The sequence below is a fragment of the Craterilacuibacter sinensis genome (genome assembly GCF_009831765.1).
GTDB classification, from domain to species: Bacteria; Pseudomonadota; Gammaproteobacteria; order Burkholderiales; family Chromobacteriaceae; genus Craterilacuibacter; species Craterilacuibacter sinensis.
In genome coordinates this window covers 226,433-251,628 of sequence record NZ_WSSB01000005.1, presented here as the reverse complement: position 1 = coordinate 251,628, position 25,196 = coordinate 226,433, and the positions used below count along the sequence as shown (strand labels likewise).

Annotated in this window: 23 protein-coding genes; 8 read left to right on the top strand and 15 right to left on the bottom strand. The window is 59.1% G+C overall.

The genetic code is table 11. The annotated features are described in order from the left end of the window. Window positions 1-162: 162 nt before the first annotated feature. Window positions 163-1,218 carry an alanine racemase gene (alr, locus tag GQF02_RS07665; RefSeq protein WP_160796085.1) on the bottom strand — a complete coding sequence of 352 codons (1,056 nt, stop codon included), beginning with the start codon at window positions 1,216-1,218 and terminating at the stop codon, window positions 163-165. Beyond that, window positions 1,218-2,576 (bottom strand): D-amino acid dehydrogenase, encoded by a 1,359-nt coding sequence (locus tag GQF02_RS07660; protein WP_328698602.1) that lies wholly within the window; start codon window positions 2,574-2,576, stop codon window positions 1,218-1,220. Before GQF02_RS07660 ends, alr begins: the two co-directional genes overlap by 1 nt. Before the next feature lie 83 nt (window positions 2,577-2,659). Here GQF02_RS07660 and GQF02_RS07655 point away from each other — a divergent pair, with 83 nt between their 5' ends. Both GQF02_RS07655 and GQF02_RS07650 read left to right on the top strand, forming a co-directional pair. Beyond that, window positions 2,660-3,133: a winged helix-turn-helix transcriptional regulator gene (locus tag GQF02_RS07655; protein ID WP_124734330.1), complete on the top strand. Its 474-nt coding sequence runs from the start codon at window positions 2,660-2,662 to the stop codon at window positions 3,131-3,133. Between the two features lie 146 nt (window positions 3,134-3,279). Continuing rightward, complete coding sequence (locus tag GQF02_RS07650; protein ID WP_124734331.1) at window positions 3,280-4,476, top strand: ammonium transporter; 1,197 nt, start codon at window positions 3,280-3,282, stop codon at window positions 4,474-4,476. Between the two features lie 20 nt (window positions 4,477-4,496). On the opposite strand, the gene GQF02_RS07645 is transcribed toward GQF02_RS07650, so the two are convergent. After that, window positions 4,497-5,387, bottom strand: a complete 891-nt coding sequence (locus GQF02_RS07645; protein WP_160796083.1) for a LysR family transcriptional regulator — start codon at window positions 5,385-5,387, stop codon at window positions 4,497-4,499. Between the two features lie 96 nt (window positions 5,388-5,483). Here GQF02_RS07645 and GQF02_RS07640 point away from each other — a divergent pair, with 96 nt between their 5' ends. The 3 genes from GQF02_RS07640 to GQF02_RS07630 all read left to right on the top strand — a co-directional run bounded on the left by GQF02_RS07640 (window position 5,484) and on the right by GQF02_RS07630 (window position 8,706). Next, on the top strand, window positions 5,484-6,539 hold the full coding sequence (locus GQF02_RS07640) for an agmatine deiminase family protein (RefSeq protein WP_160796081.1): 1,056 nt from the start codon (window positions 5,484-5,486) through the stop codon (window positions 6,537-6,539). 11 nt (window positions 6,540-6,550) lie between these two features. Then, window positions 6,551-7,465: an N-carbamoylputrescine amidase gene (gene aguB, locus GQF02_RS07635; RefSeq protein WP_160796079.1), complete on the top strand. Its 915-nt coding sequence runs from the start codon at window positions 6,551-6,553 to the stop codon at window positions 7,463-7,465. 125 nt (window positions 7,466-7,590) lie between these two features. After that, window positions 7,591-8,706 carry an agmatine deiminase family protein gene (locus tag GQF02_RS07630; protein WP_160796077.1) on the top strand — a complete coding sequence of 372 codons (1,116 nt, stop codon included), beginning with the start codon at window positions 7,591-7,593 and terminating at the stop codon, window positions 8,704-8,706. Between the two features lie 65 nt (window positions 8,707-8,771). Here the strand turns inward: GQF02_RS07630 and speA are convergent, their stop codons facing one another. The 11 genes from speA to GQF02_RS07575 form a co-directional block, all read right to left on the bottom strand. Beyond that, the gene (gene speA, locus GQF02_RS07625) at window positions 8,772-10,646 is read right to left on the bottom strand and encodes an arginine decarboxylase (RefSeq protein WP_160796075.1); all 1,875 of its coding nucleotides are present in this window, start codon (window positions 10,644-10,646) and stop codon (window positions 8,772-8,774) included. A 453-nt stretch (window positions 10,647-11,099) separates the two neighbouring features. Beyond that, on the bottom strand, window positions 11,100-12,158 hold the full coding sequence (gene arsB, locus GQF02_RS07620; RefSeq protein ID WP_160796073.1) for an ACR3 family arsenite efflux transporter: 1,059 nt from the start codon (window positions 12,156-12,158) through the stop codon (window positions 11,100-11,102). A gap of 33 nt (window positions 12,159-12,191) precedes the next feature. Next, on the bottom strand, window positions 12,192-13,232 hold the full coding sequence (locus GQF02_RS07615) for a permease (RefSeq protein ID WP_160796071.1): 1,041 nt from the start codon (window positions 13,230-13,232) through the stop codon (window positions 12,192-12,194). 86 nt (window positions 13,233-13,318) lie between these two features. Further along, on the bottom strand, window positions 13,319-15,076 hold the full coding sequence (gene arsA, locus GQF02_RS07610) for an arsenical pump-driving ATPase (RefSeq protein WP_160796069.1): 1,758 nt from the start codon (window positions 15,074-15,076) through the stop codon (window positions 13,319-13,321). 9 nt (window positions 15,077-15,085) lie between these two features. Further along, complete coding sequence (gene arsD / locus GQF02_RS07605) at window positions 15,086-15,454, bottom strand: arsenite efflux transporter metallochaperone ArsD (protein ID WP_160796067.1); 369 nt, start codon at window positions 15,452-15,454, stop codon at window positions 15,086-15,088. Between the two features lie 36 nt (window positions 15,455-15,490). Then, complete coding sequence (locus GQF02_RS07600) at window positions 15,491-15,964, bottom strand: arsenate reductase ArsC (protein WP_160796065.1); 474 nt, start codon at window positions 15,962-15,964, stop codon at window positions 15,491-15,493. Between the two features lie 2 nt (window positions 15,965-15,966). Continuing rightward, window positions 15,967-16,335 carry an ArsR/SmtB family transcription factor gene (locus GQF02_RS07595; protein ID WP_160796063.1) on the bottom strand — a complete coding sequence of 123 codons (369 nt, stop codon included), beginning with the start codon at window positions 16,333-16,335 and terminating at the stop codon, window positions 15,967-15,969. A gap of 101 nt (window positions 16,336-16,436) precedes the next feature. Then, on the bottom strand, window positions 16,437-17,726 hold the full coding sequence (locus GQF02_RS07590) for an NAD(P)/FAD-dependent oxidoreductase (protein ID WP_160796061.1): 1,290 nt from the start codon (window positions 17,724-17,726) through the stop codon (window positions 16,437-16,439). Between the two features lie 105 nt (window positions 17,727-17,831). After that, entirely contained in the window at window positions 17,832-18,737 is a 906-nt protein-coding gene (locus tag GQF02_RS07585; protein ID WP_124734345.1) for an ABC transporter permease subunit, read from the bottom strand. After that, window positions 18,730-19,647 carry an ABC transporter permease subunit gene (locus GQF02_RS07580; protein ID WP_124734346.1) on the bottom strand — a complete coding sequence of 306 codons (918 nt, stop codon included), beginning with the start codon at window positions 19,645-19,647 and terminating at the stop codon, window positions 18,730-18,732. The genes GQF02_RS07585 and GQF02_RS07580 overlap by 8 nt, the downstream gene beginning before the upstream one ends. Window positions 19,648-19,660: 13 nt before the next feature. Beyond that, entirely contained in the window at window positions 19,661-20,803 is a 1,143-nt protein-coding gene (locus GQF02_RS07575; protein ID WP_124734347.1) for an ABC transporter ATP-binding protein, read from the bottom strand. 478 nt (window positions 20,804-21,281) lie between these two features. Here GQF02_RS07575 and GQF02_RS07570 point away from each other — a divergent pair, with 478 nt between their 5' ends. The 3 genes from GQF02_RS07570 to astE all read left to right on the top strand — a co-directional run bounded on the left by GQF02_RS07570 (window position 21,282) and on the right by astE (window position 23,982). After that, window positions 21,282-22,070 (top strand): alpha/beta fold hydrolase, encoded by a 789-nt coding sequence (locus GQF02_RS07570; protein ID WP_160796059.1) that lies wholly within the window; start codon window positions 21,282-21,284, stop codon window positions 22,068-22,070. Window positions 22,071-22,086: 16 nt separating this feature from the next. After that, a complete protein-coding gene (locus GQF02_RS07565) occupies window positions 22,087-22,872 on the top strand; it encodes an enoyl-CoA hydratase-related protein (RefSeq protein ID WP_160796057.1) in 786 nt (261 codons plus the stop codon). A gap of 111 nt (window positions 22,873-22,983) precedes the next feature. Continuing rightward, window positions 22,984-23,982 (top strand): succinylglutamate desuccinylase, encoded by a 999-nt coding sequence (gene astE, locus GQF02_RS07560; RefSeq protein WP_160796055.1) that lies wholly within the window; start codon window positions 22,984-22,986, stop codon window positions 23,980-23,982. A gap of 21 nt (window positions 23,983-24,003) precedes the next feature. Here astE and flgL read toward each other — a convergent pair whose 3' ends face one another. Beyond that, a complete protein-coding gene (gene flgL / locus GQF02_RS07555; RefSeq protein ID WP_160796053.1) occupies window positions 24,004-25,182 on the bottom strand; it encodes a flagellar hook-associated protein FlgL in 1,179 nt (392 codons plus the stop codon). Window positions 25,183-25,196: the final 14 nt, after the last annotated feature.

Below are 25,196 nucleotides of genomic sequence, written 5' to 3'. Positions count from 1 at the left end.
CACGCCGGGGGTCGCGGGTTCGAGTCCCGTCCACTCCGCCAGTCAAAAAAGCTTCCTTCGGGAAGCTTTTTTCACGTCTATCCCTCCTCTTTCTTCTTTCCCTTTGGCCAGATAAAAAAATCCGGCCAAAGCCGGATCAAAGAGGGGCACACATGCAAAGAATCAGACAAAACGGGCACGCTTGACGTTACACAAGAGCTCATACGCAATGGTACCGGCGCAGGCGGCAACTTCATTGACGTTAATCGCACCCCCCCATAGCTCAACCTCGCTGCCAAGCCCGGCTGCAGGCAAATCGGTCAGATCTACCGTCAACATATCCATCGATACCCGCCCGATCACACGACTGCGCACCCCGTCGATCGCAACCGGCGAGCCGGTAGAGGCCAGACGCGGATAACCGTCGGCATAGCCACACGCCACCAACCCCACCCGCGTGCGCCGTGTCGCCACAAAATTGTGGCCGTAACCCAGCGGCTCACCCGCTGCAATTTCACGCACCGCAAAAATCCGGCTAGTTAAACGCATGACCGGCTTGAGGGCGGGCCCCATCCCCTGCGGCAAAGGATTGACCCCATACAGCATGATGCCGGCACGGCTCCATTCCCGCCTTGCACTCGGATGCACCATCAGGCCGGCCGAGTTGGCGAGACTGGCAGCACCCGGCAAAGCGCGGCATGCTGCATCGAAAGTTTCGATCTGGGCCTGCGTCATCACCTGATCCGGCTCGTCGGCACGGGCAAAATGGCTCATCTTGACGATCTCCAGCGCCTTGCCACTGCCTGCCAGCCGCTGCCATGCTGCCGCGTAATCGTCCGGCGCGAAGCCGGCGCGGTGCATGCCGGAATCCATCTTCAACCAGACTGACGGCAAACTGGCAACCGGGCTAGTTTCCAGCATGGCGAGCTGGATATCGCTTTGCACCACGCACCACAAGCCCAACTCGGCGCACAGGCTGTACTCATCAGGCTCGAACACCCCCTCCAGCAATAAAATGGGGGCAACGATGCCGGCCGCACGCAACTCCAGCGCTTCTTCGATGCAGGCCACGGCAAAACCATCGGCCTCGCCATCTAGTGCGCGCGCGCAGCGCACGACACCATGGCCATAGGCATTGGCCTTCACCACCGCCAGGGTACGCCCGCCTGCAAGCTGGCGCGCCAGACGGTAATTATCGCGCAGCGCGTCAAGGCGGATTTCCGCCTGCAAGGGGCGCATCAGCCGGCCACCAGCGTGCGCGCCGGTGTCACCAGCGTCTGGCCCGCCTTGGCATAGCGCTGCATGGACAGGCCATCGGTACTGATTTCAGGCGTTTTGCCGGTAATCATATCGGCCAGCACCTTGCCCGAGCCTGCGCACATGGTCCAGCCCAAGGTGCCGTGGCCGGTGTTGAGCGACAGATTGGAGAGACGGGTGCCGCCGATAATCGGCGTGCCATCCGGCGTCATCGGACGCAGGCCGGTCCAGAAGCTGGCCGCCTTCACGTCGCCGCCATCCGGATACAGGTCGGACACCACCATTTCCAGCGTTTCACGTCTGCGCGGATTGAGTTCCAGGTTATAGCCGGACAATTCGGCCATGCCGCCGACGCGGATACGGTTATCGAAACGCGTCACCGCCACTTTGTAAGTCTCATCGAGTATGGTCGATACCGGTGCAGCATCGGCATTGACGATAGGCACCGTCAGCGAATAGCCCTTGACCGGGTAGACCGGGATATCGATCTTCAGGCTTTGCAGCAAGTCGCGCGAATAACTGCCCAGCGCCACCACATAGTGGTCAGCCACATAACGCTCGCCCCCTGCCACGATGCCCGACACCTTGCCGTTAGCCTCTTCGATGCGCTCGATAGCCACATCGAACACGAAACGCACACCGGCATCGACACACATTTCGGCCAGACGCGAGGTGAACAGCTGGCAGTCTCCGGTTTCGTCGTTAGGCAGGCGCAGACCGCCAGTAAGCTTGTGCTTGACCCGCGCGAGCGCCGGCTCGACGCTGGCCAGCTCATCGCGCCCCAGCACCTGATAGGCAACGCCGCACTCTTCCAGCACCTCGATATCCTTGCCCATCGCATCGACCTGCGCCTGGGAGCGGAATAGCTGCAAGGTGCCACCCTGACGTCCTTCATAAGCCAGACCGGTCTCGGCGCGCAGTTCGCGGATCTTGTCGCGACTGTATTCGGCGAGGCGCATCATGCGGCTCTTGTTCAGGTTGTAAGCCTTGGGGTTGCAGTTGGCGAGCATCCTGGCCATCCACTGCAACTGATACAGCGAGCCGTCCGGGCGAATGGCCAGCGGCGCATGGCGCTGCAACAGCCACTTGGCGGCTTTTTGCGGAATACCGGGCGCAGCCCATGGCGCGGCATAGCCGGGAGAAATCTGGCCGGCATTGCCGAAACTGGTTTCCAGCGCCACACCGCTCTGGCGCTCCAGCACCGTCACCTCGCAGCCGGCCTTGGCCAGATACCATGCACTCGAAATTCCTACCACACCGCCACCCAGTACGACGACTTTCATCTTTTCTCCCACGGCTGCGATGGCCGAGTCTCCATTTAGTGATTTGGCGTAGTATATTGAGGCTTAGCCAGTTTTTTTCACCAAAGAATCAGGCAAAATAAGTGACAAATTAATGCAAACACATAGAAAAAAGAGAAAGCATGAACAAGACCGGCACTCTGGATAAAACCGATAAAAAGATCCTGCGCGAACTGCAGGGCAATGCACGCATCGCCATGACCGAACTTGCGGACAAAGTCGGCCTGTCCACCACGCCATGCAGCGAGCGCGTCAAGCGCATGGAGCGCGAAGGCGTCATCTGCGGCTACTACACCCGCCTCAATCCGGCCCTGCTGGGTGCTGGATTGCTGGTTTTCGTCGAAATAAAACTCTCCAGCAAATCGGGCGATATCTTCGATGCCTTTCGCCGCGATGTGCAGAAAATCCCCGAAATTCTCGACTGCCATCTGGTGTCCGGCGACTTCGACTATCTGATCAAGGCCCGTATCGCCGATATGTCGCAATACCGCAAGCTGCTGGGCGACATCCTGCTTAAACTGCCGGCGGCCAATGAATCGAAAAGCTATGTGGTGATGGAAGAAATCAAGGAAACGCTTAATCTACCCTTAGCCTGAGCGCACATTCACTTATATGGTGCAGCCAAGCTGCTTCACGCACCAATGACGGGCATTGCAAACGCACCAGAGCGGCGCTAGCACTGCACCAAGTTGGCACTTATTTTGCATAAACCGTGGCAAACCAAAACATATAAGGGAATGCCATGACCGGAAGTGCTGAAAATACCCTATTCCTGCTCCTGGGCGCGGTGATGATACTGGCCATGCACGCAGGCTTTGCCTTTCTCGAACTGGGCACGGTGCGCAAAAAAAACCAGGTCAATGCCCTGGTCAAGATCCTTACCGACTTTGCCGTATCGGCCATCGCCTATTTTTTCGTCGGGTACAGCCTCGCTTACGGCGTAGACTTTTTCTCCTCGGCCAAGACGCTATCGGCCAACCATGGCGTGGAGCTGGTCAAGTTCTTCTTTTTGCTGACCTTCGCCGCCGCCATTCCGGCCATTATCTCGGGCGGCATCGCCGAACGCGCCCGCTTCCACCCGCAAACGGCGGCCACTTTCTTGCTGGTCGGTCTGGTCTACCCCCTGTTCGAAGGCATCGCCTGGAATGGCCACTTCGGCATTCAGGACGGTTTGACCCGCGCTTTTGGTGCACCGTTTCATGACTTTGCCGGCTCGGTGGTCGTGCATGCCGTCGGCGGCTGGATCGCGCTGGCCGCCATTTTGCTACTGGGCCCGCGTCGTGGCCGCTACGGCAAGGATGGCCGTATCTCGGCGCACCCACCGTCCTCCATTCCGTTTTTGGCGCTAGGCGCCTGGATACTGATCGTCGGCTGGTTCGGCTTTAATGTCATGAGCGCGCAAAAGATAGAAGGCATTTCCGGTCTGGTCGCCATCAATTCGCTGATGGCCATGGTCGGCGGCACGCTGGCGGCAATGTGGCTGGGCAAGGATGACCCGGGCTTTATCCATAACGGCCCGCTGGCCGGACTCGTGGCGGTATGCGCAGGCTCGGATGTAATGCACCCCTTGGGCGCTCTGGCAGTTGGCACCATCGCAGGCGCACTGTTTGTCTGGCTCTTCACCCTGACGCAGAACCGCTGGAAAATCGATGACGTACTGGGCGTGTGGCCGCTGCATGGCCTGTGCGGCGCCTGGGGCGGCATCGCAGCCGGCCTGTTCGGACTGGAAGCCTTAGGCGGCAGCGGCGGCGTCAGCCTGATGTCGCAACTGGCCGGAACCTTGCTCGGCATTAGCGTCGGTTTTGGCGGCGGCCTGATCGTCTACGGCCTGCTGAAAAACACGGTCGGTATTCGTTTGACGGAAGAAGAAGAATTTAACGGCGCCGACCTGTCCATCCATAAAATCAGCGCTACCCCCGAGCGCGAGAGCAACTGGTAAGACTCAGAAACAGGGCGCGCTTACGGCATGCGCGCCCCTCCCTGCTGCAACAGCCACGCAAACATCTCGCCCACCAGCGCAGATCTTGGCGCCCCCGCCAGCCGGGACAGCCACCAGACTGTACCGGGCAGGCGCGGATAATCAGGCAGGATGGCAAGCTGACCGCCACGGATACTGTCTTCGGCCAAAAGATGCGGCACGCAGGCGACACCCGCGCCGCGCAAGGCACCGTCCAGCAACAAGCGTGCATCGTCGTAGATTGCCAATTTTCGAAAAGGTGCGAGCTGCTCGCGAAACAGGCTGGCGGTAGCATCACGGGTAAAACTTTCCTCCAGACAGATCAGTCCGGCATGCTGGTGGTGCGCTGCCTGCGGCAGCGGAGCCAGACGCTGTGCCAGCGCAGCATTGGCCACCATCACCCACTCGTCCTGCAAAAACGGCACTTCCTCCAGACCGGCCTGCTGCAAAGGCCGTTCGCCTATGGTGATATCGACATCGACTTCGTCGACATAACGCACCGACTCATCCGTCACCAGCAAGGGACATAAGCCAGGGAACTGCGTTTGCAATGCAAACAGCCGTGGCTGCAACCAGCCATGCACCAGTGATGCCGGACATACCAGCACCACCAAGCCTGGGTCCAGATAACTAGCGATCCGCCCCAGACCACTACGCAATGTACCCAGCGAGCGCTGCACGCTGCCCAGCAATACCTCGCCCGCGACCGTCAGTTCCACGCCGCGCCCGACACGGCGAAATAAAGGCTGGCAGAGCTGGGCTTCCAGCTCCTGTATCTGGTGACTAATGGCAGATGGCGAAAGGCAAAGCTCGTCGGCGGCACGCGAAAAATTACCCAGACGGGCAGCAGCCTCGAAGCCGGTCAGCAGTTTAAGCGAGGGAAGTCGTTGCATAGATAGATGAGAAAATCTGTTCAATAGGCACAATAAACATCAATTTTCATCAAGTATAAGCCGACGCATACTTGCATCAAACAGCAAGGAGGACGTATGAGTCGTTTTGATGCCCTAAGCCAGGGCTACCGCATGCCGGCAGAGTGGGAAACGCAACAGGCCAGCTATCTGGGCTGGCCTGTACTGGAAAACCGCGAAGAACTCTGGGCTAGCCATTACGCGCAAGTCTGTGCCGAGTTCGCACTTGTGGCCCGCACCATTGCCCGCTTTCAGCGCTGCATTGTCACCGCCCACCACAGCCAAGCAGCACATGCCCAAGCGCTATGCGGCAACACGGTCACCGTCCTCCCGGTGGCCGCCGAAGATAACTGGGTACGCGACTGCGGGCCCATCTTTTTACAAGGCGCGCAGGGGCAACTGGGTGCCGCCGTGTTCCGCTTCAATGCCTGGGGCGAAAAATACCAGCCATACGACGGTTGCCAGCAATTGGGACAGGATATCGCCCGCCATGCCGGCGCCAGACTGTTCAATTCGGAGATGGTACTGGAAGGCGGCTCTTTTTATGTGGATGGCCAAGGCAGCCTATTGACCACCGAAAGCTGTTTGCTGCATCCCAACCGCAACCCGCATATGAGCAGACCGGAAATAGAGAACGAGCTAAAGCGCATGCTGGGGGTCACTCAGATCATCTGGCTGCCAGGCAACCCGGATGAAGTCGAGACCAATGGCCATATAGACGGCATTGCCTCTTTTATTGCCCCGGGCCGTATCCTGCTGCAGTCGGCTAAGCAGGATCAGGGCGACTATTTCAAAATCATGCAGGAAAACCGCCGCGCACTGGAATTGGCGCACGATAGCCGTGGCCGCCGTTTCGAACTATTGGAACTGCCCTCGCCCATCGTCAGCAAGCGTTTTGGCTCCGAGCGCTACTGCGACTGCTATGCCAACTATATTCTGGTGAACGGCGCGGTGATTGCCACCGCCTTTGGCGTGGCCGAAGATGAGGCGGCACACAAGGCTTTCAGCCTGGCCTTTCCCGGCCGCCAAGTCAAGCTACTGCCGGTGCCGACCATCAGCATAGGCGGCGGCAGCCTGCACTGCTCCACCCAGCAACAGCCCGCCACCACCGGCCAGCTGCCGGCAAACATTTAAGGAAAACAGCGATGCCCTCAAGAATCATCACCGTTGCCGCCATCCAGATGGCCTCCGGCAGCTGGACACAAGAAGACAATATGGCCACAGCCGAACGCCTGGTACGCGCAGCTGCGGCACAAGGCGCGCAGCTTATCCTCCTGCCCGAACTTTTCATGCTGCCCTATTTCTGTATCGACCAGAATGCCAGCCATCTGGCACTGGCCGAGCCGTTTGCGGGCAACCCGCATATCGCCCGTTTTGCCGCGCTGGCAGGCGAGCTGGGGGTCGTTTTGCCGATAGGCTTTTTCGAACGGGCCGGCAACGCAGCCTTCAATTCGGTCGCAGTGGCCGACGCCGACGGCAGCATTCTGGGCGTTTACCGCAAGACCCATATCCCGGATGGCCCCGGCTACACCGAAAAATTCTACTTCACCCCCGGCGACACCGGCTTCAAGGTGTGGGACACCCGTTTCGGCAAGCTTGGAATCGGCATCTGCTGGGACCAGTGGTATCCGGAAACGGCACGCAGCATGGCGCTGATGGGGGCGGAAATCCTGTGCTTCCCCACCATCATCGGCTCCGAACCCTTCAGTGCCGACTACGATTCTGCCGGTCACTGGCAGCGCACCATGCAAGGCCACGCCGCCGCCAATATGCTGCCGGTAGTGGCAGCCAACCGTATCGGAACCGAAAGCGGCATCGGCAATGGCAATCCGCAGCAACAGGGTTTGAGCAGTACCTTTTACGGTTCCAGTTTTATTGCCGACCATACCGGCGCCAAGCTGGCCGAGGCCGGGCGCAGCGAAGAGACCATTCTGCTGGCCAGCTTCGATCTGGATGCCATCCGCGCCGAGCGCCAGTCATGGGGCTTCTTCCGCGATCGCCGCCCCGAAATGTACCGCACCTTGCTCACCAGCGATGGCGTGGCATCTTGTTACCGTTAAGGAGATAGCCATGAATAAACAACTCGCACTGGGCATGCTGGCGCTGGCATCGAAGGCCGTACTTGGCTGACGTTCAAAAAAGGCTGAACCGCCCCCCATCCCACTACCTGAAAAGAAAGCAAAGCATGCTCAAGCGACGAGAATTTTTGCAACGCGGCCTGCGTATCGGCGGCGCCCTGGCACTCACCCCGCTGGCCAGCGGCTGCCTGGGCGGGGCTGGCGGAGAGACTGACAGCACAGACAGCTGGCGCATGCCCGACGAGAGCGCCCCGCATCGTGCCACGTGGATGGCGTTTGGTGCATCGGATGCCATCTGGGGGCCGCAATTGCTCTCTCCTTGCCGCGACGCGCTGGCGCTGATCGCCAACACCATCGTCCGTTACGAGCCGGTCAAGATGCTGGTGCGCCAGAGCGAACTGGCTATCGCCCGGCAGCTGCTGAACCCAAAAGTCGAGCTGCTAAGCCAGCCGCTTGACGACTTGTGGATACGCGACACAGGGCCGGTATTTGTCAAAAACCGGCAGGGAAAACTGGCCGGTGTCGACTTCAATTTCAATGGCTGGGGCAATAAACAGGCCTATGCCCAGGACGCAGAAGTCGCCGAATTTGTCTGTGCCCAAGCGGGTACGCCTGTATTGCACAGCAAGCTGGTACTGGAAGGCGGCGGCATCGAGGTGGATGGCGAGGGCACGGCCATCATGACCGAGAGCTGCGTACTCAACCGCAACCGCAACCCCGGAGTCAGCAAGGCCGATTGCGAGGCCGAACTGAAACGGCTGCTGGGCATCCGCAAGATTATCTGGCTGCCCGGCATCGCCGGGCGCGATATCACCGATGGCCATACCGACTTTTACGCCCGCTTCGCCGGCCCCGGCGTCGTGGTGGCCGGGCTGGAAATGGATCCCGACTCGTTCGATTACGCCGTCACCCGCGCACACTTGAAAATCCTGCGCGCCGCGACCAATGCCCAAGGCCGCAAGCTGCGCGTGGTCGAGATGCAAGGCCCCAACAGCATCCGCCCGCGTTTTGACAACAGCGAGTTTGCCGCCGGTTATATCAATTTTTATGTCTGCAACGGTGCCGTCATCGCACCACAGTTTGGCGATATCACGGCCGACAACAATGCCCGCGACACCCTGCGTGAGCTATTTCCCGGCCGCGATGTAATCCAGCTGGATATCGATGCCATCGCCGCCGGTGGCGGCGGTATACACTGCACCACACAACAGCAGCCGGCCTGACGCCGGCACAAAAAAGCGGGAAGGGTGACCTTCCCGCTGTTTACATCACAACCGACAACACACGGCTACAGCGACAGATACGAAGACTGCTTGAGGCAGCGCGCAAACTCGGCCAGATAACTGCCGCGCTCGCTGATATCCAGCACCGACATCTTGTGACGGTAACGCTCTAACAGCTCTTCCGGCGACAGGTGCACATAGCGCAGCATGTCTTCGATGGTGTCGTGCTCCTCCACCCCGGTACATTCCAGCATCCCGCCGGCGTACTGATAGACATTGACCGAGTCGGTGTCGCCAAACAGATTGTGCATATCGCCCAGAATCTCCTGATAAGCGCCAACCAGGAACACGCCGATCAGGTACTCCTCGCCGGCCTTGACCTCGTGCACCGCCATGCTGGTCTCTATGCTCTGCCCGTCCACATACTGCTTGACCTTGCCGTCGGAGTCGCAGGTCAGGTCCTGCAGCACCGCGCGCCGCGTCGGCTCCTCATCCAGACGATGGATTGGCATCAAGGGCAGCACCTGATCGATAGCCCAGGTGTCGGGCAGGCTCTGGAATACCGAAAAGTTGCAGAAATACTTGTCGGCCAGGCGCTCGGTCAGATCGTCGTAAGCCTGACGCTGGCTGCGCTGGCCGGCACTGAGCTGGCGCTGCAGGCGGCGGCACAAGGCAGCGTGTATGGTTTCGGCCAGCGCCTTTTCCTTCAGCGACAGCCGGCCTGCGGTATACAGCTCGGCCACATCCGACACCAGATGGCTGGCGCGATAATAGGTTTCGGTGACCATCTCCGCATCGGCCAGTTGCGTCAGCTCCAGCAGCTTGCGGATGGGCAGCGCCAGCGCGGCGACATCGGCCACAGCCGGCACGGCATCCGGCAGGCGCTCGACATCGGTGACATTCATCACCAGCACCGCGTGGTGCGCGGTCATTGCGCGGCCGGACTCGGAAAAAATGCGCGGTTGCGGCAAATCATTGTCGGCGCAGAACTCGGTGAGCAGGCCGACAATTGCCTGTGCGTACTCGTCAATATCGTAGTTGATCGAGCTTTCGTTGCGCGAATGGGTGCCGTCGTAATCGACCCCCAGCCCGCCGCCGACATCAACATGATCGATAGGCAGACCCAGCGCACGCAGCTCGCCATAGTAGCGGATCGCCTCGCCAAAGCCCTTGCGGTAGTCTTCCAGATGCGCGATCTGCGAGCCCATATGAAAGTGCATCAGGCGCACGCAGTCGGCCATGCCGGCTGCCGCCAGCTTGTCGGCCGCCGAAATCAGCTGCGCCGCCGACAGGCCGAACTTGGCCTTGTCGCCACCGGTGTCCGCCCACTTGCCCGAGGCCAGCGAAGACAGGCGCACGCGCATGCCCAGCCACGGCCGCACCCCCAGTCGCGCGGCCTCCTCGATCACCAGATCGACCTCGATCTCCTTCTCGATCACGATAAACACCTCGTGACCCAGCTTCTGGCCGATCAGCGCCAGCCGGATAAACTCGCGGTCCTTGTAGCCGTTGCACACAATGGTGCCGCCGATGGGCGACAGCGCCAGCACCGCCATCAGCTCGGGCTTGGAGCCGGCCTCAAGGCCGATGGAAACATCGGGCGTGGCGATGATGCTCTTGATCACCGCCTCCTGCTGGTTGACCTTGATCGGATAGATGGCGGTATAGCGGTTGCCGTAGCCGGCCTGTGCGATGGCATCGTCAAAAGCACGGCACAGGCGCGTCACACGGTTTTGCAGGATGTCGGGAAAGCGGATCAGCAGCGGCAGATCCAGATTCTTGCCATACAGGCGCTGCAATAGCGCCATCAGATCGATATCTTCGCCAAGCGCGGCATTCGGCCGCACGCTGACACAACCGTTGTCGGCAATATCGAAATATCCATCCCCCCAATGCCGGATACCGTACAGGCTCCGGCTATCTGCGACTGTCCACGCCATGGTGTTGCCCTTTGCAATGCAAGATTGAATCACTCCTTAGTGCGCGGCTTTCGGGCGGGACTCGCTTGATGTGGGCCAGGGATGTCGGAGCTGCGTATTCATGCCATAAGGCTTGAACGGACGCGGATTTTAGCAATATCACATGTCATGGCAAGCGTTTTTTTACCCTGTGCATTTTAATCAACAGCACAATAAAAACAGTACCTTAGGCAGGCTTAAACCACACGGCCAATCACCTTGATTGCAGACTGATTTTCTCCCGCGCGGCAGATGCAAAAAAACGGGAGCGTCCAATATATTGAACGTCCCCGTTTACCTTTGCGCGATCCGGTTTGCCACACGTTTAGCTACGCATATCAACTATACGGTGTAGACCATGAAAAAATTTGACCGCGCGAAACGCTACAGGCATCCGCCTGCTACCACAAGAACCCCACATTCAGGCTATCGCCGCTACAGCGGTGCACCGCGTCCGACGAAATAGCGCCGTCCTATCCATAGCGCGACATTGACCAGCAAAATCAGCACCGGCACCTCGACCAGTGGCCCGATCACGGCGGCAAAGGCAATGGGGGATGCCAGCCCGAAGGCGGCAATCGCCACAGCGATCGCCAGCTCGAAATTATTGCTGGCCGCGGTAAAGCTCATCGCGGTGGTTTTGGGGTAATCCTCCCCCGCGCGGTGGCCCATGGCATAGCTGATAAAGAACATCAGAACAAAGTAGATCACCAGCGGCAACGCAATACGCAGCGCATCCAGCGGCAGGCGCAGTACATCCGCACCCTTGAGGCTGAACATGGCGGCAATGGTAAACAGCAAAGCAACGAGCGTCAGCGGGCTGATCTTGGGCAAAAAGCGAGTTTCATACCACACACTGCCGCGTGCCTTGATCAGCAGCTTGCGGGTAAGGAACCCGCTTACAAAAGGAATGCCCAGATAGACCAGCACCGCCTGGGCGATGGTGACAAAGCCGACATCGATCACACTGCCGGCCAGCCCGAATAGCGGCGGCAATACGGTAAGGTAGAACCAGGCAAACACGCTGAAAAACAGAATCTGGAACACCGAATTGAATGCAACGAGGCCGGCGACATACTGGTTGTCGCCACGCGCCAGCTGGTTCCACACCAGCACCATGGCAATACAGCGCGCAAGGCCAATCAGAATAACTCCGGTCATATATTCGGGCTGGTCACGCAGGAAAATCACCGCCAGCGCAAACATCAGGGCGGGCCCGATAATCCAGTTCTGGATCAGCGACAGCGCCAGCATTTTCCTGTCGGCAAATACGCGCGGCAAGTCTTCATAGTGCACCCTGGCCAGGGGCGGATACATCATCACGATCAGGCCGATCGCAATCGGGATATTGGTCGAACCGGACGACAGGCTGTTCAGCCAGTCCGGAAAACCGGGAATCACCGTACCCAGCAAAATGCCCAGCGCCATGGCAGCGAAGATCCATAGCGTCAGATAGCGGTCAAGAAAGGAAAGGCGTTGCTTTGGCAGGCTCATAGTGGACTCTTGGCGGACTTAAGGATTGATGGTTCAGGCTAGCCACGGTGTCAGCGCACTAAACAGATAACCCGCAGAGATGGCGGTGCCGATGATCACTACTAAAAAGGCGATCAGGATCTGCTTGCGAAACAGGGACTTGAGCAGGATCAGTTCGGTCAGGCTGGCGCCGGCGCCACCGATAATCAGCGCCATCAGCGCGCCCAGCCCCATGCCCTTGAGCGCAAACATCGACGCCATCGGAATCAGCGTCTCGGCGCGCAGGTAAAGCGGAATGCCCACAACGGCCGCCAGCGGGACGGCCAACGGGTTGTCGCTACCAGTATGCGCGGCGATCCACTCGGAAGGGATGAAGCCGTAGGTGAAAGCACCGATGGCCACCCCCAGCATCAGGTAAGGGAACACCGCGCGGAATTGGCCGAGTGCATCGCGCCACAGTTGCAGCCAGGGCATCGTCTCCTTGGACGGCCGGGCTGCTTGTGCCGGCTTGGGTGTACAGCAGGCGGTCTTGGGTTCGACCGGCGTGGGTGTGCAGCAGGAAGCCTTAGGCTCGACCTGTTTAGGCACGCAGCAAGCGGTCTTGGGCTCAACCGGTTTGGCGGTACAGCACGCACCCGACTTCGGTGCGGTCTGCTTCACGTAGCGCCCGAAATTCAGGCGCTCGAGCAGCACGCCGGCCAGCAGCGAAATCAGCAGCGTCGCCACCATATAGACCAGGGTCACCTTCCAGCCAAAGGTCAGCCACAGCAGCCCGACCACGATAGGGTTGAGCAGTGGCGACACAAACAAAAAAGTCATGGTCGGGCCAAAACCAGCACCGGCGCGCAGCAGGCCATTCAGCATCGGAATGGTCGAGCAACTGCAAAACGGCGTAACCGAGCCGATCGCAGCGGCAGTCAGATAGCCACTACCTTTTTTGCTGCTGAGCAGCGACTGCACCTTGCCGGCTGGCAGCTTGTGCTGGATAAGGGCAACGGCAAAGCTGATCACGATGAACAGCAAGGACAGCTCCAATGCCAGAAACACGAACATAGCCGCGGCAGACTGCAGCGACGCCATGGAAAACGAAAACATGCTTAATCTTTCTTTAACGCCCGGCGACACCGTGCCCCCGGGCGTTTATCAATCACTGCCCCGTGCATGGCACGGAGCCCATCCACTCAGTTTGCCTGAGCGAGTGCGGCCAGCGCATCGGCGCCAACCGGTTCTTGTGCCAGAAGCGGCAACAGTGCCACGCGAGTGGCGTGGCGGGTGAGCACCGCATCGATTTCGCGCGCTTCATTTTGCGCACGCTTTGCCAGCAAAGGCGCAGTACTGCCCGCCGCCGCGATGCTCTGGTTAATGACCCACGCCCATGGCGTAATGCCGGCGCGTTCAAGATCGGCCTGCAAGGCGGCGGCTTCCAGCACCGGCGTGGTTTCGGCCAGCGTCGCAATCAGCACCTTGGTGCGTGCCGGATCTTGCAGCTGCATCATCGGCGTGGTGAAGTGAAGACCCTTGTCGCCCATCTGGCGTACCATTTCGCGGTGGTAGGCACCGGTAGCATCCAGCAATAGCAAGGTGTGGCCGGTCGGCGCGGTATCCATCACCACGAAACGCTGGCCGGCTTCACGGATCACGCGCGAGAACGCCTGAAATACCGCGATCTCTTCGGTGCACGGCGACCGCAGGTCTTCTTCCAGCAAGGCACGCCCTGCCTCATCCAGATCCTTGCCCTTGCTCTGCAAGACTTCGCGGCGATAGCGCGCGGTCTCGGCGGCCGGATCGATACGGCTGACGGTCAGCTCAGCTACGCTGCCAGATAGCGTCTCGCCCAGATGAGCAGCAGGGTCGGAAGTCGTCAGGTGCACCGGCAGGCCGCGATGTGCCAACTCAACGGCCACCGCCGCAGCGATGGTGGTTTTGCCGACGCCGCCCTTGCCCATCACCATCACCAGACCATGGCCGGTAGCGGCAATGCCGTCGACCAGCTGCGCGAGCGAGGAGATGCCGGCGGGCAGCGCAGCGGCCTCGGCTACGGCAGTCGCGGCCGGCGCCTCCAGCAGCAAGGCCTCCAGCGCAGCCAGACCGACCAGATTAAAGGGCTTGAGCTCAAGCCTGTCTTGCGACAAGCCGGCCAGGGCCTGCGGCATGGCGGCCAGTGCCGCCGTTTCGCGGCGCACGATAGCCTGGGCCAGCGCATCCTCGCCGGCCTCATCCGCCGGGAACATGCCGTTGATGACCAGAAACTGGCGCTTAAGGCCGATGGCCGCCAGCTCTTCGTGAGTGCGCGCGACTTCGCGCAGCGTCGATGCTTGCGCGCGCGCGACCAGCACCAGCCGGGTCTTGTCAGGATCGGAAAGCGCAGCGACGGCGGCATGGTATTGCGTGCGCTGCTTTTCCAGGCCGGAGAGCGGCCCCAGGCAAGATGCGCCATCCGGGTTGGCATCAAGAAAACCCGACCAGGCGCCCGGCAACTGCAACAGGCGGATGGTGTGGCCGGTCGGCGCGGTATCGAACACGATATGGTCGTAAGCCGCGATAAGCCTGGCGTCGGTCAGCAGCGCGGTGAACTCGTCAAAGGCGGCAATTTCGGTGGTACAGGCACCGGAGAGCTGTTCTTCTATCCCTTTCACCACCGCCTCGGGCAGCACGCCCCTCACCGGGCCGACAATACGGTCGCGGTAAGCCTGCGCGGCGGCCTGCGGGTCGATTTCCAATGCAGACAAGCCAGCTACCGCTGCAATCGGGCAGATCGTATTACCTATGCTCTGGCCGAAGACTTGGCCGACATTGGATGCAGGGTCGGTGCTGACCAGCAATACGCGCTGACCGCTACGCGCCAGACGGACGGCGCTTGCGCAGGCGATCGAGGTTTTACCCACGCCGCCCTTGCCGGTGAAAAACAGAAAAGGAGGCGTATTGTCGAGAAAAAGCATGATGCGCCCTCAGCAGCAGCCGGTGTTGCCACCACAGCAGGATGACTGGGCTGGCGCGCTGGCGGCGGCAAAAGTCGAGATGCCGGCAAAACGCGCCAACTCGGCGCGGCGCGGGTAGCGCCCCATCAAGGCAATCTCGCCGTTAAGCAGCACAAGCGGCAACAAGTCGGCGCCGGAACGCTCGAGAAAGCCTTTGACCACCGGGTTTTCGGCAAAGGCCAGCGGCTCTTGCGCCAGATTGAAGCGGCAGATGTCGGCCCCCTGCGCCTTGGCCCAGTCAAAGTCGGCGGCGAAGTTCACCAGTGCCTGATCAATCTCGGTGCCGCAGACACCGGTCGCACAACACAGTGCCGGGTCGAAAATCTCGATTTTTGTCATGTCAATAATCCTAATAATGTTGAAATATTAAGCACATCAGAAGACTTCACGGCCGATACGATCCAGCTCGGCCTTAAGCTCGCGGCGATCCATGCTTGCCAGCGGCAATGCCAGCAGTGCCGCTATGCGCGCGCGCAAAGTGGCGTAGGCCGCCATAAAGGCTGCGTCGATTTCGCTGTCCGTGCCGGTCGCATGCGCCGGATCTTCCACCCCCCAGTGCGTACGCAGCGCCGGGCCCAGATAGGCCGGGCAGGTTTCGCCGGCGGCGGATGCGCACACGGTAATCACGATATCGGGGGTGGCCGGTAGCGCATCCCAGCTCTTGCTGCTTAGTCCATCGATCTTCATACCTTCGCGCGCAAGCAGCGCGATCGAGCGCGGGTGGACATAACCTGCGGGCTGGCTGCCGGCACTCATCGCCCGCCAGCCTTCCGGCGCCAGATGATTGAAGGTGACTTCGCCAAGAATGGAGCGGCAAGAGTTGCCGGTACACAGAAAAAGAATATTCATGCTTAAGATTCCAGCGTAGAAGAAACAGGGGGCAAAACGGTGTCCGGGCAGCACGAAGCGGCACGTGCATCGAGGCATTCCTCCGGCTTGCCGCTGCAACACTCGGCGGTGAGATAGGCGATCAATTCCAGCATCAGCGGCAGATTGGCACGGTAGCGCTGAAAGCGTCCCTCCTGCGTCACCGACACCAGGCCCGCGTGCGTCAGTGCCTTGAGATGGAAGGACAGCTTGTTGGGCGCAAGATCCAGCACCGCGCCAATTTCGCCGGCCACCAGCCCTGCATGACCATGTTTGACCAGCAGGCGAAAGGCGTCGAGGCGGATGCCGGAGGACAGCGATTCGAAAATGTGGGTAGCAGTTTGGTTTTCCATACTTCAATAATACAACGAAAGTTGAAATATTGCAGCATTAAACAAAAAAGCGCCCGAAGGCGCTTGTAGAGGGATAGTGGCCGCGTGTGCCGACGGTGCGCTTACAGATAGTCGCGCAAACGATAGTAGGCCATCCCCAGCACCAGTGCCGGCGTACGCAGCAGTTTGCCGCCGGGGAAGTCGCGGTGACGCAACTTGCCGAACAGATCAAAGCGGCTGGCCGAGCCGGCAATGGCCTCGGCCACCACGCGCCCGGCCAGACCGGTAATATTGACCCCATGGCCGGAGAAGCCCTGCAGGTAGTAGACATTGCTGGACAGCCGGCCAAAATCCGGCGCGCGGTTCATGGTGATATCGCACATACCGCCCCAGGCATAGTCGATTTTCACATCGGCCAGCTGCGGGAACACCCTGAGCATGTCTTGTCGCATGGCTTCAGAAAGATTGGCCGGCTCGCGCCCGGAGTAGCTGACCTTGCCGCCGAACAGCAGCCGGTGATCGGCACTCAAGCGGTAATAATCCAGCACGAACTGAGTGTCGCACACCGCCATATTGTTGCCGATCAGGGCCTTGGCTCGCGCCTCCCCCAAGGGCTCGGTCGCAATCACATAAGTCCCTGCGGGCATGATCTTGCGCTCGAGCTTTGGGGCCAGCCCCCCGATATACGAATTGCACGCCAGCACCACGTGTGCACAGCTCACCTGCCCCGACTCTGAGCGCACGCGTGGACGCGGGCCCTCGTCGATGCCGGTCACCGGCGAGTTTTCATGAATGACCACGCCGGCTGCAAGGCAGGCTCGTGCCAGGCCCAGCGCATAATTAAGCGGATGGATATGGCCGGAGCGCGGGTCGAACAAGCCCCCCTGATAACGCGGGCTGGCCAGCTGCTCCGCCAGCTGCTCGCGGCCCCACATCTGGGTGCCGCCATAGCCGTAATCCTGCTCCAGCGTCGCCTGCCACTCTTTAAGATCGTCCATGGCGGAAGGCTTCACCGCTGCATTGCAAAAACCGCGTACCCAGTCGCAGTCTATCTGGTGGCGTTTGACCCGTTCGTCAATGATGTCGACCGCTTCCACCGACATATCCCAGAAGGTGCGCGCCATATCCGGCCCCAGCTGCGCCTTGATGGTATCGATATCGCAGGAGTAGCCGACAATCACCTGCCCGCCATTGCGTCCGGATGCACCCCAGCCTATGCGCGCGCCCTCCAGCAAGGTCACGGAAAAGCCTTGCTCGGCCAGATTCAGCGCAGCCGACAATCCGGCCAAACCGCCGCCGACCACACAGACATCGCTTGCGACTGCGCCTTGCAAGGGGGGCTGGTCGGACCAGGGCGTAGCGGTGGCGGCGTAATAAGACGGCACGTGGGCTTGATGGGCAAAGGTCAGCATGAGCTTGAATGTCCGGATAAAGTCGGGTCGCGAGGTAGGAAAATGGTTTAAAACAGCAAGATCAAAACAGCCGCAGCAGGGGTATAAGCTGCTGCGGCTTGGGGCTTAAGCGCGCCCCGGGCGACCCATACCCTCGACGCCGACAGGCGGTGAAGGCAGAACCGGTGCATCGCCGCGCATCGCCTCGGCAATCGCGCGCTCGCGTTTTCTTTGCGAGTTGAGCATCAGGTAGTTGGCGAGAATCACGAAAATACCAACGATCAGCACCGTGATACTGGCCAGCGCATTGATTTCCGGATTCAGGCCCAGACGCACTTTGGAGAAGATAACTTGCGGCAAGGTGGTCGAACCTGGGCCGGACAGGAAGGCTGTCGTCACCAGATCATCCAGCGACAGGGTGATCGAGAGCAAAAAGCCCGAAGCAATCGCCTGCGAGATCAGCGGCAAGGTGATCACGAAGAAAATCTTGAACGGACGCGCGCCCAGATCCATCGCCGCCTCTTCCAGACTCTTGTCCATTTCCACCAGGCGCGAGCGCACCACAACCGCTACATAAGCCATGCACAAGGTGGTATGACCGACCCAGATCGTGAAAAAGCCGCGTTCGGACGGGTAGCCGGTCAGTTGCTGCAGGGAGATAAACAAAAGCAGCATGGAAAGACCGGTAATCACCTCGGGCATCACCATCGGCGCGGTCAGCATGCCGGCAAATAGCGTGCTGCCGCGAAAACGCTTGAAACGCGCCGAGACAAAGCCTGCGATGGTTCCCAGCACCACCGCGGCCGTGGCACTGGCCAGCGCAATACGGATGGACAGCCATACCGCCGAGATGATCTGCTCGTTCTCGAACAGCGACGCATACCAGCGCAGCGAAAAGCCACCCCACAAGGTCACCAGTTTGGACTCATTAAACGAATAGACGATCAGGCTGAGTATGGGTATGTACAGAAACAAAAAACCCACGACCAGCACGCCTTTAAGAAAGGGCGAGAGCTTATTGCCGTTATACATGGTTCTTACCCTCCAGCTCGCGCGTCTCGAAGCGGTGGAAAAAGGCGATCGGCACCAGCAATAGCAAGACCATTACGGTTGCCACTGCAGCGGCCATCGGCCAGTTGTTATTATCAAAAAACTCGTTCCACAACACTTTGCCTATCATCAGCGTTTCCGAGCTGCCAACCAGCTCCGGAATCACAAACTCGCCCACCGCCGGAATAAACACCAGCATGGAGCCCGCGATAATGCCGTTTCTGGACAAGGGCAAGGTAATGGTGGCAAACGCCTTCAAGGGTTTGGCTCCCAAGTCGCCCGCGGCTTCCAGCAAGCGCACATCCATCTTCACCAGATGCGAGTAAAGCGGCAGGATCATAAACGGCAGATAGGCATACAACATCACTAAGTAAAGCGAGAAGTCGGTATGGAACATCTGCAAAGGCTCGCTAATCACGCCGGTCCATAGCAAAAAGGTGTTGATCAGGCCGTTTTCATTCAGCAAGCCCATCCAGGCATAGACGCGCAGCAAAAAAGAGGTCCAGAACGGCAGCATCACCAGCATCAGCAGCACATTGCGCCGTGCAGGATCGGTACGGGCAATGGCATAGGCGATCGGATAGCCCAGAAGCAGACATAGCACCGTGGTCACCAGGGCGACCTTGAGCGATGAGATATAGGTGTCGAAATAAAATTCATCGGTAAAGATGAACAGGAAATTCGACAGGTTGACCTTGATATTAAGAAAGCCCTCCTCGTACGCCATCAAGCTGGTAAACGGCGGAATGGCGATATCCTGCTCGGCGAAGCTGATCTTGAGCACGATAAAAAAGGGAATCAGAAAAAATACGCCCAGCCACAGATACGGCATGGCGATCACGCTGCCGCGTCCGGGTTTGAGCCACTTTTTGGCAAAACGCTGGATGTCCATCGGGCCGTCCTCCTTAAGCGGTCAGCACGACAGGCATGTCGGCGCGCCAGCTGACATACACTTCATCGTTCCAGGTCGGCTCCTGCTCGCCCGCCTCGTACCAGCGGTTGGCCGGCACCATGGACTTGACCACTTTGCCGCTGGGCAAAATCACGTGATAGATGGAGAAGCTGCCAAGGTAAGCGATTTCCTTGACCTTGCCGCGCGCGGCATTGGGGCCGGCTGCGATGGGGCGGATATCGATACGGACATCTTCCGGGCGGACACTGGCCCAGACATCCATGCCCTTAGGGCCGGTGATACCGTGACTGACCTGGATGCGCCCGCCCAGCTCGGCGGTTTCGATTTCGACGCGGTCGGCTTCATCCACCACCACCTGACCGGTAAAGAGATTGGTCTCGCCAATGAATTCGGCGGTAAAGCGGCAATTCGGATAGTCGTAAATCTGTGACGGCGTGCCGACCTGCAACAGCTTGCCCTCGCTCATAATGCCGATACGCGTGGCCATGGTCATCGCTTCTTCCTGATCATGCGTCACCATGATGCAAGTCACGCCGACCTTTTCCAGCGTATTGACCAGTTCCAGCTGGGTTTGCTGCCGAAGTTTCTTGTCCAGCGCGCCCAGTGGCTCATCCAGCAACAGCATTTTCGGACGCTTGGCTAAGCTGCGCGCCAGTGCGACACGCTGTTGCTGACCACCGGACAACTGGTAAGGCTTGCGGCTGGCGTATTTGCGCAACTGCACCAGATCCAGCATCTCCAGTACGCGGTTGGCGATTTCATCCTTGGGCAGGCCATCCTGCTTCAGGCCGAAGGCGATATTCTGCTCGACAGTCATATGCGGGAACAGGGCATAGCTCTGGAACATCATATTGAGCGGGCGCTCATACGGGGCCAACTGGGTAATGTCCTGCCCGTCCAGAATGATCTTGCCCGAGGTCGGGCGCTCCATGCCCGCCAGCATGCGCAGCAGCGTCGACTTGCCGCAGCCGGAACTGCCCAGCAAGGCAAAAATCTCGTGCTGCTGGATTTCAAGGTCGAGATTATCGACGGCAAAATTGTCGCCGAACTTTTTAACGATGCCGGCAATTTTCAGATAAGGCTGATCCGCCGCAGCTTTGGCCGCGCCGGATGAGGCAACAACAGCTTCCGTCATGATGACTCCCTCAATGTAGATTTGGTTTGCTGCGCAACTTCTAGTTTTTTGATTGCAGCTTGATCCGATCAAGCATAAGCAAATTGCATGCCTCGGCACGGCGCCGGCCGTACATCCGGCAGCCTGATCTGTCATTTTGTACGCCGCCACAACACACTGGCAGCACCACACAATTATCCAAATGGCAAAATGCACCTGCAGCTTATGTCATGTTTAATAAAATTGACAAGCATCAAATGCGGACTTTTTCATTGCTGCAGCGCAAGATAATGCATAAAAAACACGGGCTTAAACAAAAAATACCGGTAATCCATGCAAACCGCGACATTGTCAGACAATAGAATAGGCAAAAAAGCCAAGGGAAGTGCACATCTGTTTAAATACTCAAACAGACCAAGCAAGATTGCGTGCCCGGCAAAGAATCCGGAGCCCGCGCAGGAAGACACTACAATGGTATAAACAGGAGCGGAGGTGACGCATGCCCTACTTTGAAGCCCGGCAGCAGCGCTTGTTCTATGAAGACCATGGCAACAAGGACAAGCCGGCATTACTACTACTTAACGGCATCACCATGAGTACGGCAGCATGGGGCTTGCTACTGCCTTTTCTGACACCACACTTCCGGGTTTTACAACTGGATTTTTGCGGTCAGGGTTTAAGTGCCAAGCCACCGGCCGAGCACTATTGCCTGAGCGATCAGGCGGATGATGTCGCGACCTTGCTGGATCAGCTGCAAATCGGGCAAGCCAATGTGGCCGGATTGTCTTATGGCGGCATGGTGGCACAACACTTTGCACGGCGACATGCCAAGCGGCTGTCGCGCCTGATACTGGCCGCAACGCTAGCCTGGTCAGACCCGGTCAATGAACTGATTGCCCGCAACTGGGCCAGCTCGGATGAGGCCGGCGGCTTTGAGCTGCGCTTTGACACCGGCCTGCCCTGGCTATTTTCCAGCCATTTTCTCAGTACACAAAAGGCCATGCTGCCACGGCTGCGCGAAATTGCGGCCAGCGTAGACTGGCCGGCAACACAACGCCTAAGCCGTGGCGTGCTTGAACATGATGCACGCGCTTGGCTAAACGGCCTCAATTGCGAGACACTGGTCATCGTAGGCAGCGTCGACCGTCTGACGCCCTATTACCAGTCCGCCCTGCTGGCGCAAAACATTCCGCATGCCCGCTTATTGCAGCTGGATGATTGCGGCCATGCCTTGCATCTGGAGGCACCACAGGCCCTGGCGCACGCCATTACGCACTTTGCCGGATAAAGACAAGGAAACCAGAATGACAGCGACCATCCTACTCAGCCAAGACTCACGCGGCGTTGCCACTATCCGCCTCAACCGCCCCGACCTGCACAACGCCATGGACGACGAGATGGTGGGTCTGCTCACCCACACCCTGCGTCAGGTCGCAGCCGATGAAAGTATTCGTGTCGTCATCCTGACCGGTAACGGCATCAACTTCTCGGCCGGCCACGATATGGCGTGGCTGCAAAGGATAGCCGGTGCCAGTGCCGATGAAATCGCACAGCAGGCCCGTCTGGTCACCACCATGCTGCACACGCTGGATACCCTGCCCCAGCCCACTATCGCCCGGGTACAAGGCTCGGCTTTCGGCATTGGCGCCGGGCTCATCAGTTGCTGCGATATTGCCTACGGGGTGTCCGAAGCCCTGTTCAGCTTCCCCGATACCCGCATAGGCGCCATTCCAGCTTCCATTGCGCCTTTTGTACTGCGTGCCATTGGCGAGCGTGCTGCAAGACGCTATTTCCTCAGCGCCGAGCGGCTTAATGCAGGCAAGGCCAAACGGCTGGGTCTACTGCACCAAGTTGTCGAAGACGAGGAACTGGATAGCGCTATCGCACTACAAGTGAGCAACTTGCTGTGTAACGGCCCGCAGGCCATGCATCAGGCAAAGTGCCTGATTAATGATCTCGCTTTACTGGGTACGACTAAGGAAGCAATGGAGCTGGCCATCCACCGTGCCAGTGAAACACGCAGCAGCCAAGAAGGACGGGAAGGTTTGCGTGCCTTTATTGAAAAGCGTAAACCGCACTGGCAGGACTAAGCCAAGCAGGCGGGTAGCTTATAGCGGATAGCTCTGTTGGCAAAAACACCTGCTTTTGCCGTATGCTATGCCAAACCGTTAATACGCTACCCGTCAGGAAATGTGTCCGCCATGCCGTTCAGCCCTCATGCCGACTTCCTCGCTGCCACGCTTGCGGCAGCAAAAACCGACTTCCCGGCCTCCTGCACACTCACACAACTACGCATGGTCTGGCATGGCCATGGCTTGCTGGAACTCGTTCCGCACAAGCTAGCCGCGCATGCCGACCATATCCTGATATCCGCCGGCATCCACGGCAATGAAACGGCGCCGGTCGAAGTCCTCAATACCCTGCTTGGCGACATTATCGCCGGGCGCCTGCTGTTGCAGGCCCGGCTATTGCTGGTTTTGGGCCACCCTATTGCACTCAAGAGCGGCGAGCGCTATATCGATTTCGATATGAACCGGCTGTTTGCCGGGGCACACCGGCAACACCCCGACGCGCAGGAAGCTTTGCGCGCGGCCGAAATCGAGCGCACGGCTGCGCTCTTCTTCTCAACCACACCCGAGGGCGCACGACGCCTGCACTACGATTTGCATACGGCCATCCGCGGCTCGGTATTCGAAAAATTCGCCATCGTCCCTTTTTTGCACGACAAGAAGCAAAACGACGAGCAACAGGCGTGGCTGGGCGGTTGCGGGATAGAGGCACTGCTATTGCATAGCGCACCTGCCGCGACCTTCAGCTATTACACCAGCCACCACTGCCAGGCCGATGCTTTTACACTGGAACTGGGCAAGGCACGCCCCTTCGGCGAGAATGATCTTTCCCGCTTTGCCGGTATTGAAGAAGGCTTACGCCGACTCTTGGCCGCAGCAAAACCCAGGCTCGCCCCCTGCCCGCTGCTATTTCGCGCCAAATACAATCTGATCAAGCACAGCGATGCATTCAGGCTCAATCTGGATGACAAGGTAGAGAATTTCACGCTGCTGCCTGATGGCATGGTAATTGCCGAGGATGGCGATACGCGCTATATCGCGCAAGGAGGGCATGAGCGCATTCTGTTCCCCAACCCCGGCGTCAAACCGGGACTGAGGGCGGGGATCGTCATCGAGCCGGTTGCCGCCTGAAGCGGCACTTACCGGCGCAGATCAGATATATTTGAACAGACTGAGCTCGGACACCAGCTTGTAGGTTTTTTGCGTGGTGTCCATCGCGGTGATCGCCATATTCAGGTCGGTAATCGCCTGCACATAGTCCAGATCCTGCAACTGGCCTACGGCAGCTTTATATTGCACATCCAGACCTTCGCCGGTTTTGCTCAAAGTCTCCACCTCGGCGCGGCGCGCACCGATAGAGGTATGTGAGCGCAGCAATTGCTCATGCCCATCCTTCAAGCCTTCAATGGTTTTGGCTAGCGACTCATCATAGGTTGGCGGCAAATCCTTTGTTTGCGCCTGCTGCAAGGGGGTAACACCATCCGGCCCCAACACAGGGTTGCCACCTGCATCCAGCACGGGCTCAAGCAGTGCAGCACCATTCGCATCCAGTCGCGGCAAACCGTCCTTGAACTGCAGGGGTTTACCATCTGCCCCCAGCACCGCAGCAGGCGGCGTCGCATTATCCATCACGGTCTCGCCATCCGGCCCCGGTTTGGCCATCCCCTTCGGGCCATCTGCCAGAATCTGGTCAAAACGGGCCAGAGCCTGCCACAACTCGTTGCCGGCACTAAATTCATCCGGTTTATTCGGGTCTGCCACACTGGAGCTGGCACCAAACAACAGCCCCCCCGGCTCGGTGATGGCAATATCACGCGACGCAGAAGCCGCGACATCCTGCCGTTGCCAGTCTCCCTTGTACTGGATGCTCATGGTCGGCTCCAGCGTCAGCTCGAATGGCGGCGTATCCGACTTGGTGCCACTAAACAGATACTTGCCCTGACCGTCCGCACTATTGGCAATCCCGACCAAGCCTTTGACCTGCTCCTGCAACTGGGTACGCAAATAGCTGCGATCCTCATCCGTCAATGAGGCATTACCTGCTTGAATGGCCAGATTCTGAATGCTTTGCAAGACCTCCCCACCCCGGAACAGATACTCCTCGGATAAAGCAAGTGTCGACTCTATCGTCCGGGTATTGATCATCATCTGATCATTACGCGACATGGACTGTCCCAGATTGATCAACTGGGCGGAGGCAACCGGATCATCCGATGGGCGGTTGATGCGTTTAAGCGATGAAAGCTGTTCGTTCAGGCTGGCCAATCGGGCCTGATTAGAGTTCAGGCTGTAATTGGAAGCAATAAACTGGGTATTCGAACTAATACGCATGACTCAATCTCTCG

What these genes read in the sequence shown, in the direction of transcription:
- GQF02_RS07655 (WP_124734330.1), top strand. Translation starts at nt 2,660, where the DNA reads ATGAACAAGACCGGCACTCTGGATAAAACCGATAAAAAGATCCTGCGC.
- arsB (WP_160796073.1), bottom strand. Translation starts at nt 12,158, where the DNA reads ATGAGCCTGCCAAAGCAACGCCTTTCCTTTCTTGACCGCTATCTGACG.
- GQF02_RS07565 (WP_160796057.1), top strand. Translation starts at nt 22,087, where the DNA reads ATGACAGCGACCATCCTACTCAGCCAAGACTCACGCGGCGTTGCCACT.
- alr (WP_160796085.1), bottom strand. Translation starts at nt 1,218, where the DNA reads ATGCGCCCCTTGCAGGCGGAAATCCGCCTTGACGCGCTGCGCGATAAT.
- GQF02_RS07575 (WP_124734347.1), bottom strand. Translation starts at nt 20,803, where the DNA reads ATGACGGAAGCTGTTGTTGCCTCATCCGGCGCGGCCAAAGCTGCGGCG.
- arsD (WP_160796067.1), bottom strand. Translation starts at nt 15,454, where the DNA reads ATGACAAAAATCGAGATTTTCGACCCGGCACTGTGTTGTGCGACCGGT.
- flgL (WP_160796053.1), bottom strand. Translation starts at nt 25,182, where the DNA reads ATGCGTATTAGTTCGAATACCCAGTTTATTGCTTCCAATTACAGCCTG.
- GQF02_RS07615 (WP_160796071.1), bottom strand. Translation starts at nt 13,232, where the DNA reads ATGTTTTCGTTTTCCATGGCGTCGCTGCAGTCTGCCGCGGCTATGTTC.
- arsA (WP_160796069.1), bottom strand. Translation starts at nt 15,076, where the DNA reads ATGCTTTTTCTCGACAATACGCCTCCTTTTCTGTTTTTCACCGGCAAG.
- GQF02_RS07650 (WP_124734331.1), top strand. Translation starts at nt 3,280, where the DNA reads ATGACCGGAAGTGCTGAAAATACCCTATTCCTGCTCCTGGGCGCGGTG.
- GQF02_RS07570 (WP_160796059.1), top strand. Translation starts at nt 21,282, where the DNA reads ATGCCCTACTTTGAAGCCCGGCAGCAGCGCTTGTTCTATGAAGACCAT.
- GQF02_RS07600 (WP_160796065.1), bottom strand. Translation starts at nt 15,964, where the DNA reads ATGAATATTCTTTTTCTGTGTACCGGCAACTCTTGCCGCTCCATTCTT.
- speA (WP_160796075.1), bottom strand. Translation starts at nt 10,646, where the DNA reads ATGGCGTGGACAGTCGCAGATAGCCGGAGCCTGTACGGTATCCGGCAT.
- GQF02_RS07585 (WP_124734345.1), bottom strand. Translation starts at nt 18,737, where the DNA reads ATGTATAACGGCAATAAGCTCTCGCCCTTTCTTAAAGGCGTGCTGGTC.
- GQF02_RS07590 (WP_160796061.1), bottom strand. Translation starts at nt 17,726, where the DNA reads ATGCTGACCTTTGCCCATCAAGCCCACGTGCCGTCTTATTACGCCGCC.
- astE (WP_160796055.1), top strand. Translation starts at nt 22,984, where the DNA reads ATGCCGTTCAGCCCTCATGCCGACTTCCTCGCTGCCACGCTTGCGGCA.
- GQF02_RS07640 (WP_160796081.1), top strand. Translation starts at nt 5,484, where the DNA reads ATGAGTCGTTTTGATGCCCTAAGCCAGGGCTACCGCATGCCGGCAGAG.
- aguB (WP_160796079.1), top strand. Translation starts at nt 6,551, where the DNA reads ATGCCCTCAAGAATCATCACCGTTGCCGCCATCCAGATGGCCTCCGGC.
- GQF02_RS07645 (WP_160796083.1), bottom strand. Translation starts at nt 5,387, where the DNA reads ATGCAACGACTTCCCTCGCTTAAACTGCTGACCGGCTTCGAGGCTGCT.
- GQF02_RS07630 (WP_160796077.1), top strand. Translation starts at nt 7,591, where the DNA reads ATGCTCAAGCGACGAGAATTTTTGCAACGCGGCCTGCGTATCGGCGGC.
- GQF02_RS07595 (WP_160796063.1), bottom strand. Translation starts at nt 16,335, where the DNA reads ATGGAAAACCAAACTGCTACCCACATTTTCGAATCGCTGTCCTCCGGC.
- GQF02_RS07580 (WP_124734346.1), bottom strand. Translation starts at nt 19,647, where the DNA reads ATGGACATCCAGCGTTTTGCCAAAAAGTGGCTCAAACCCGGACGCGGC.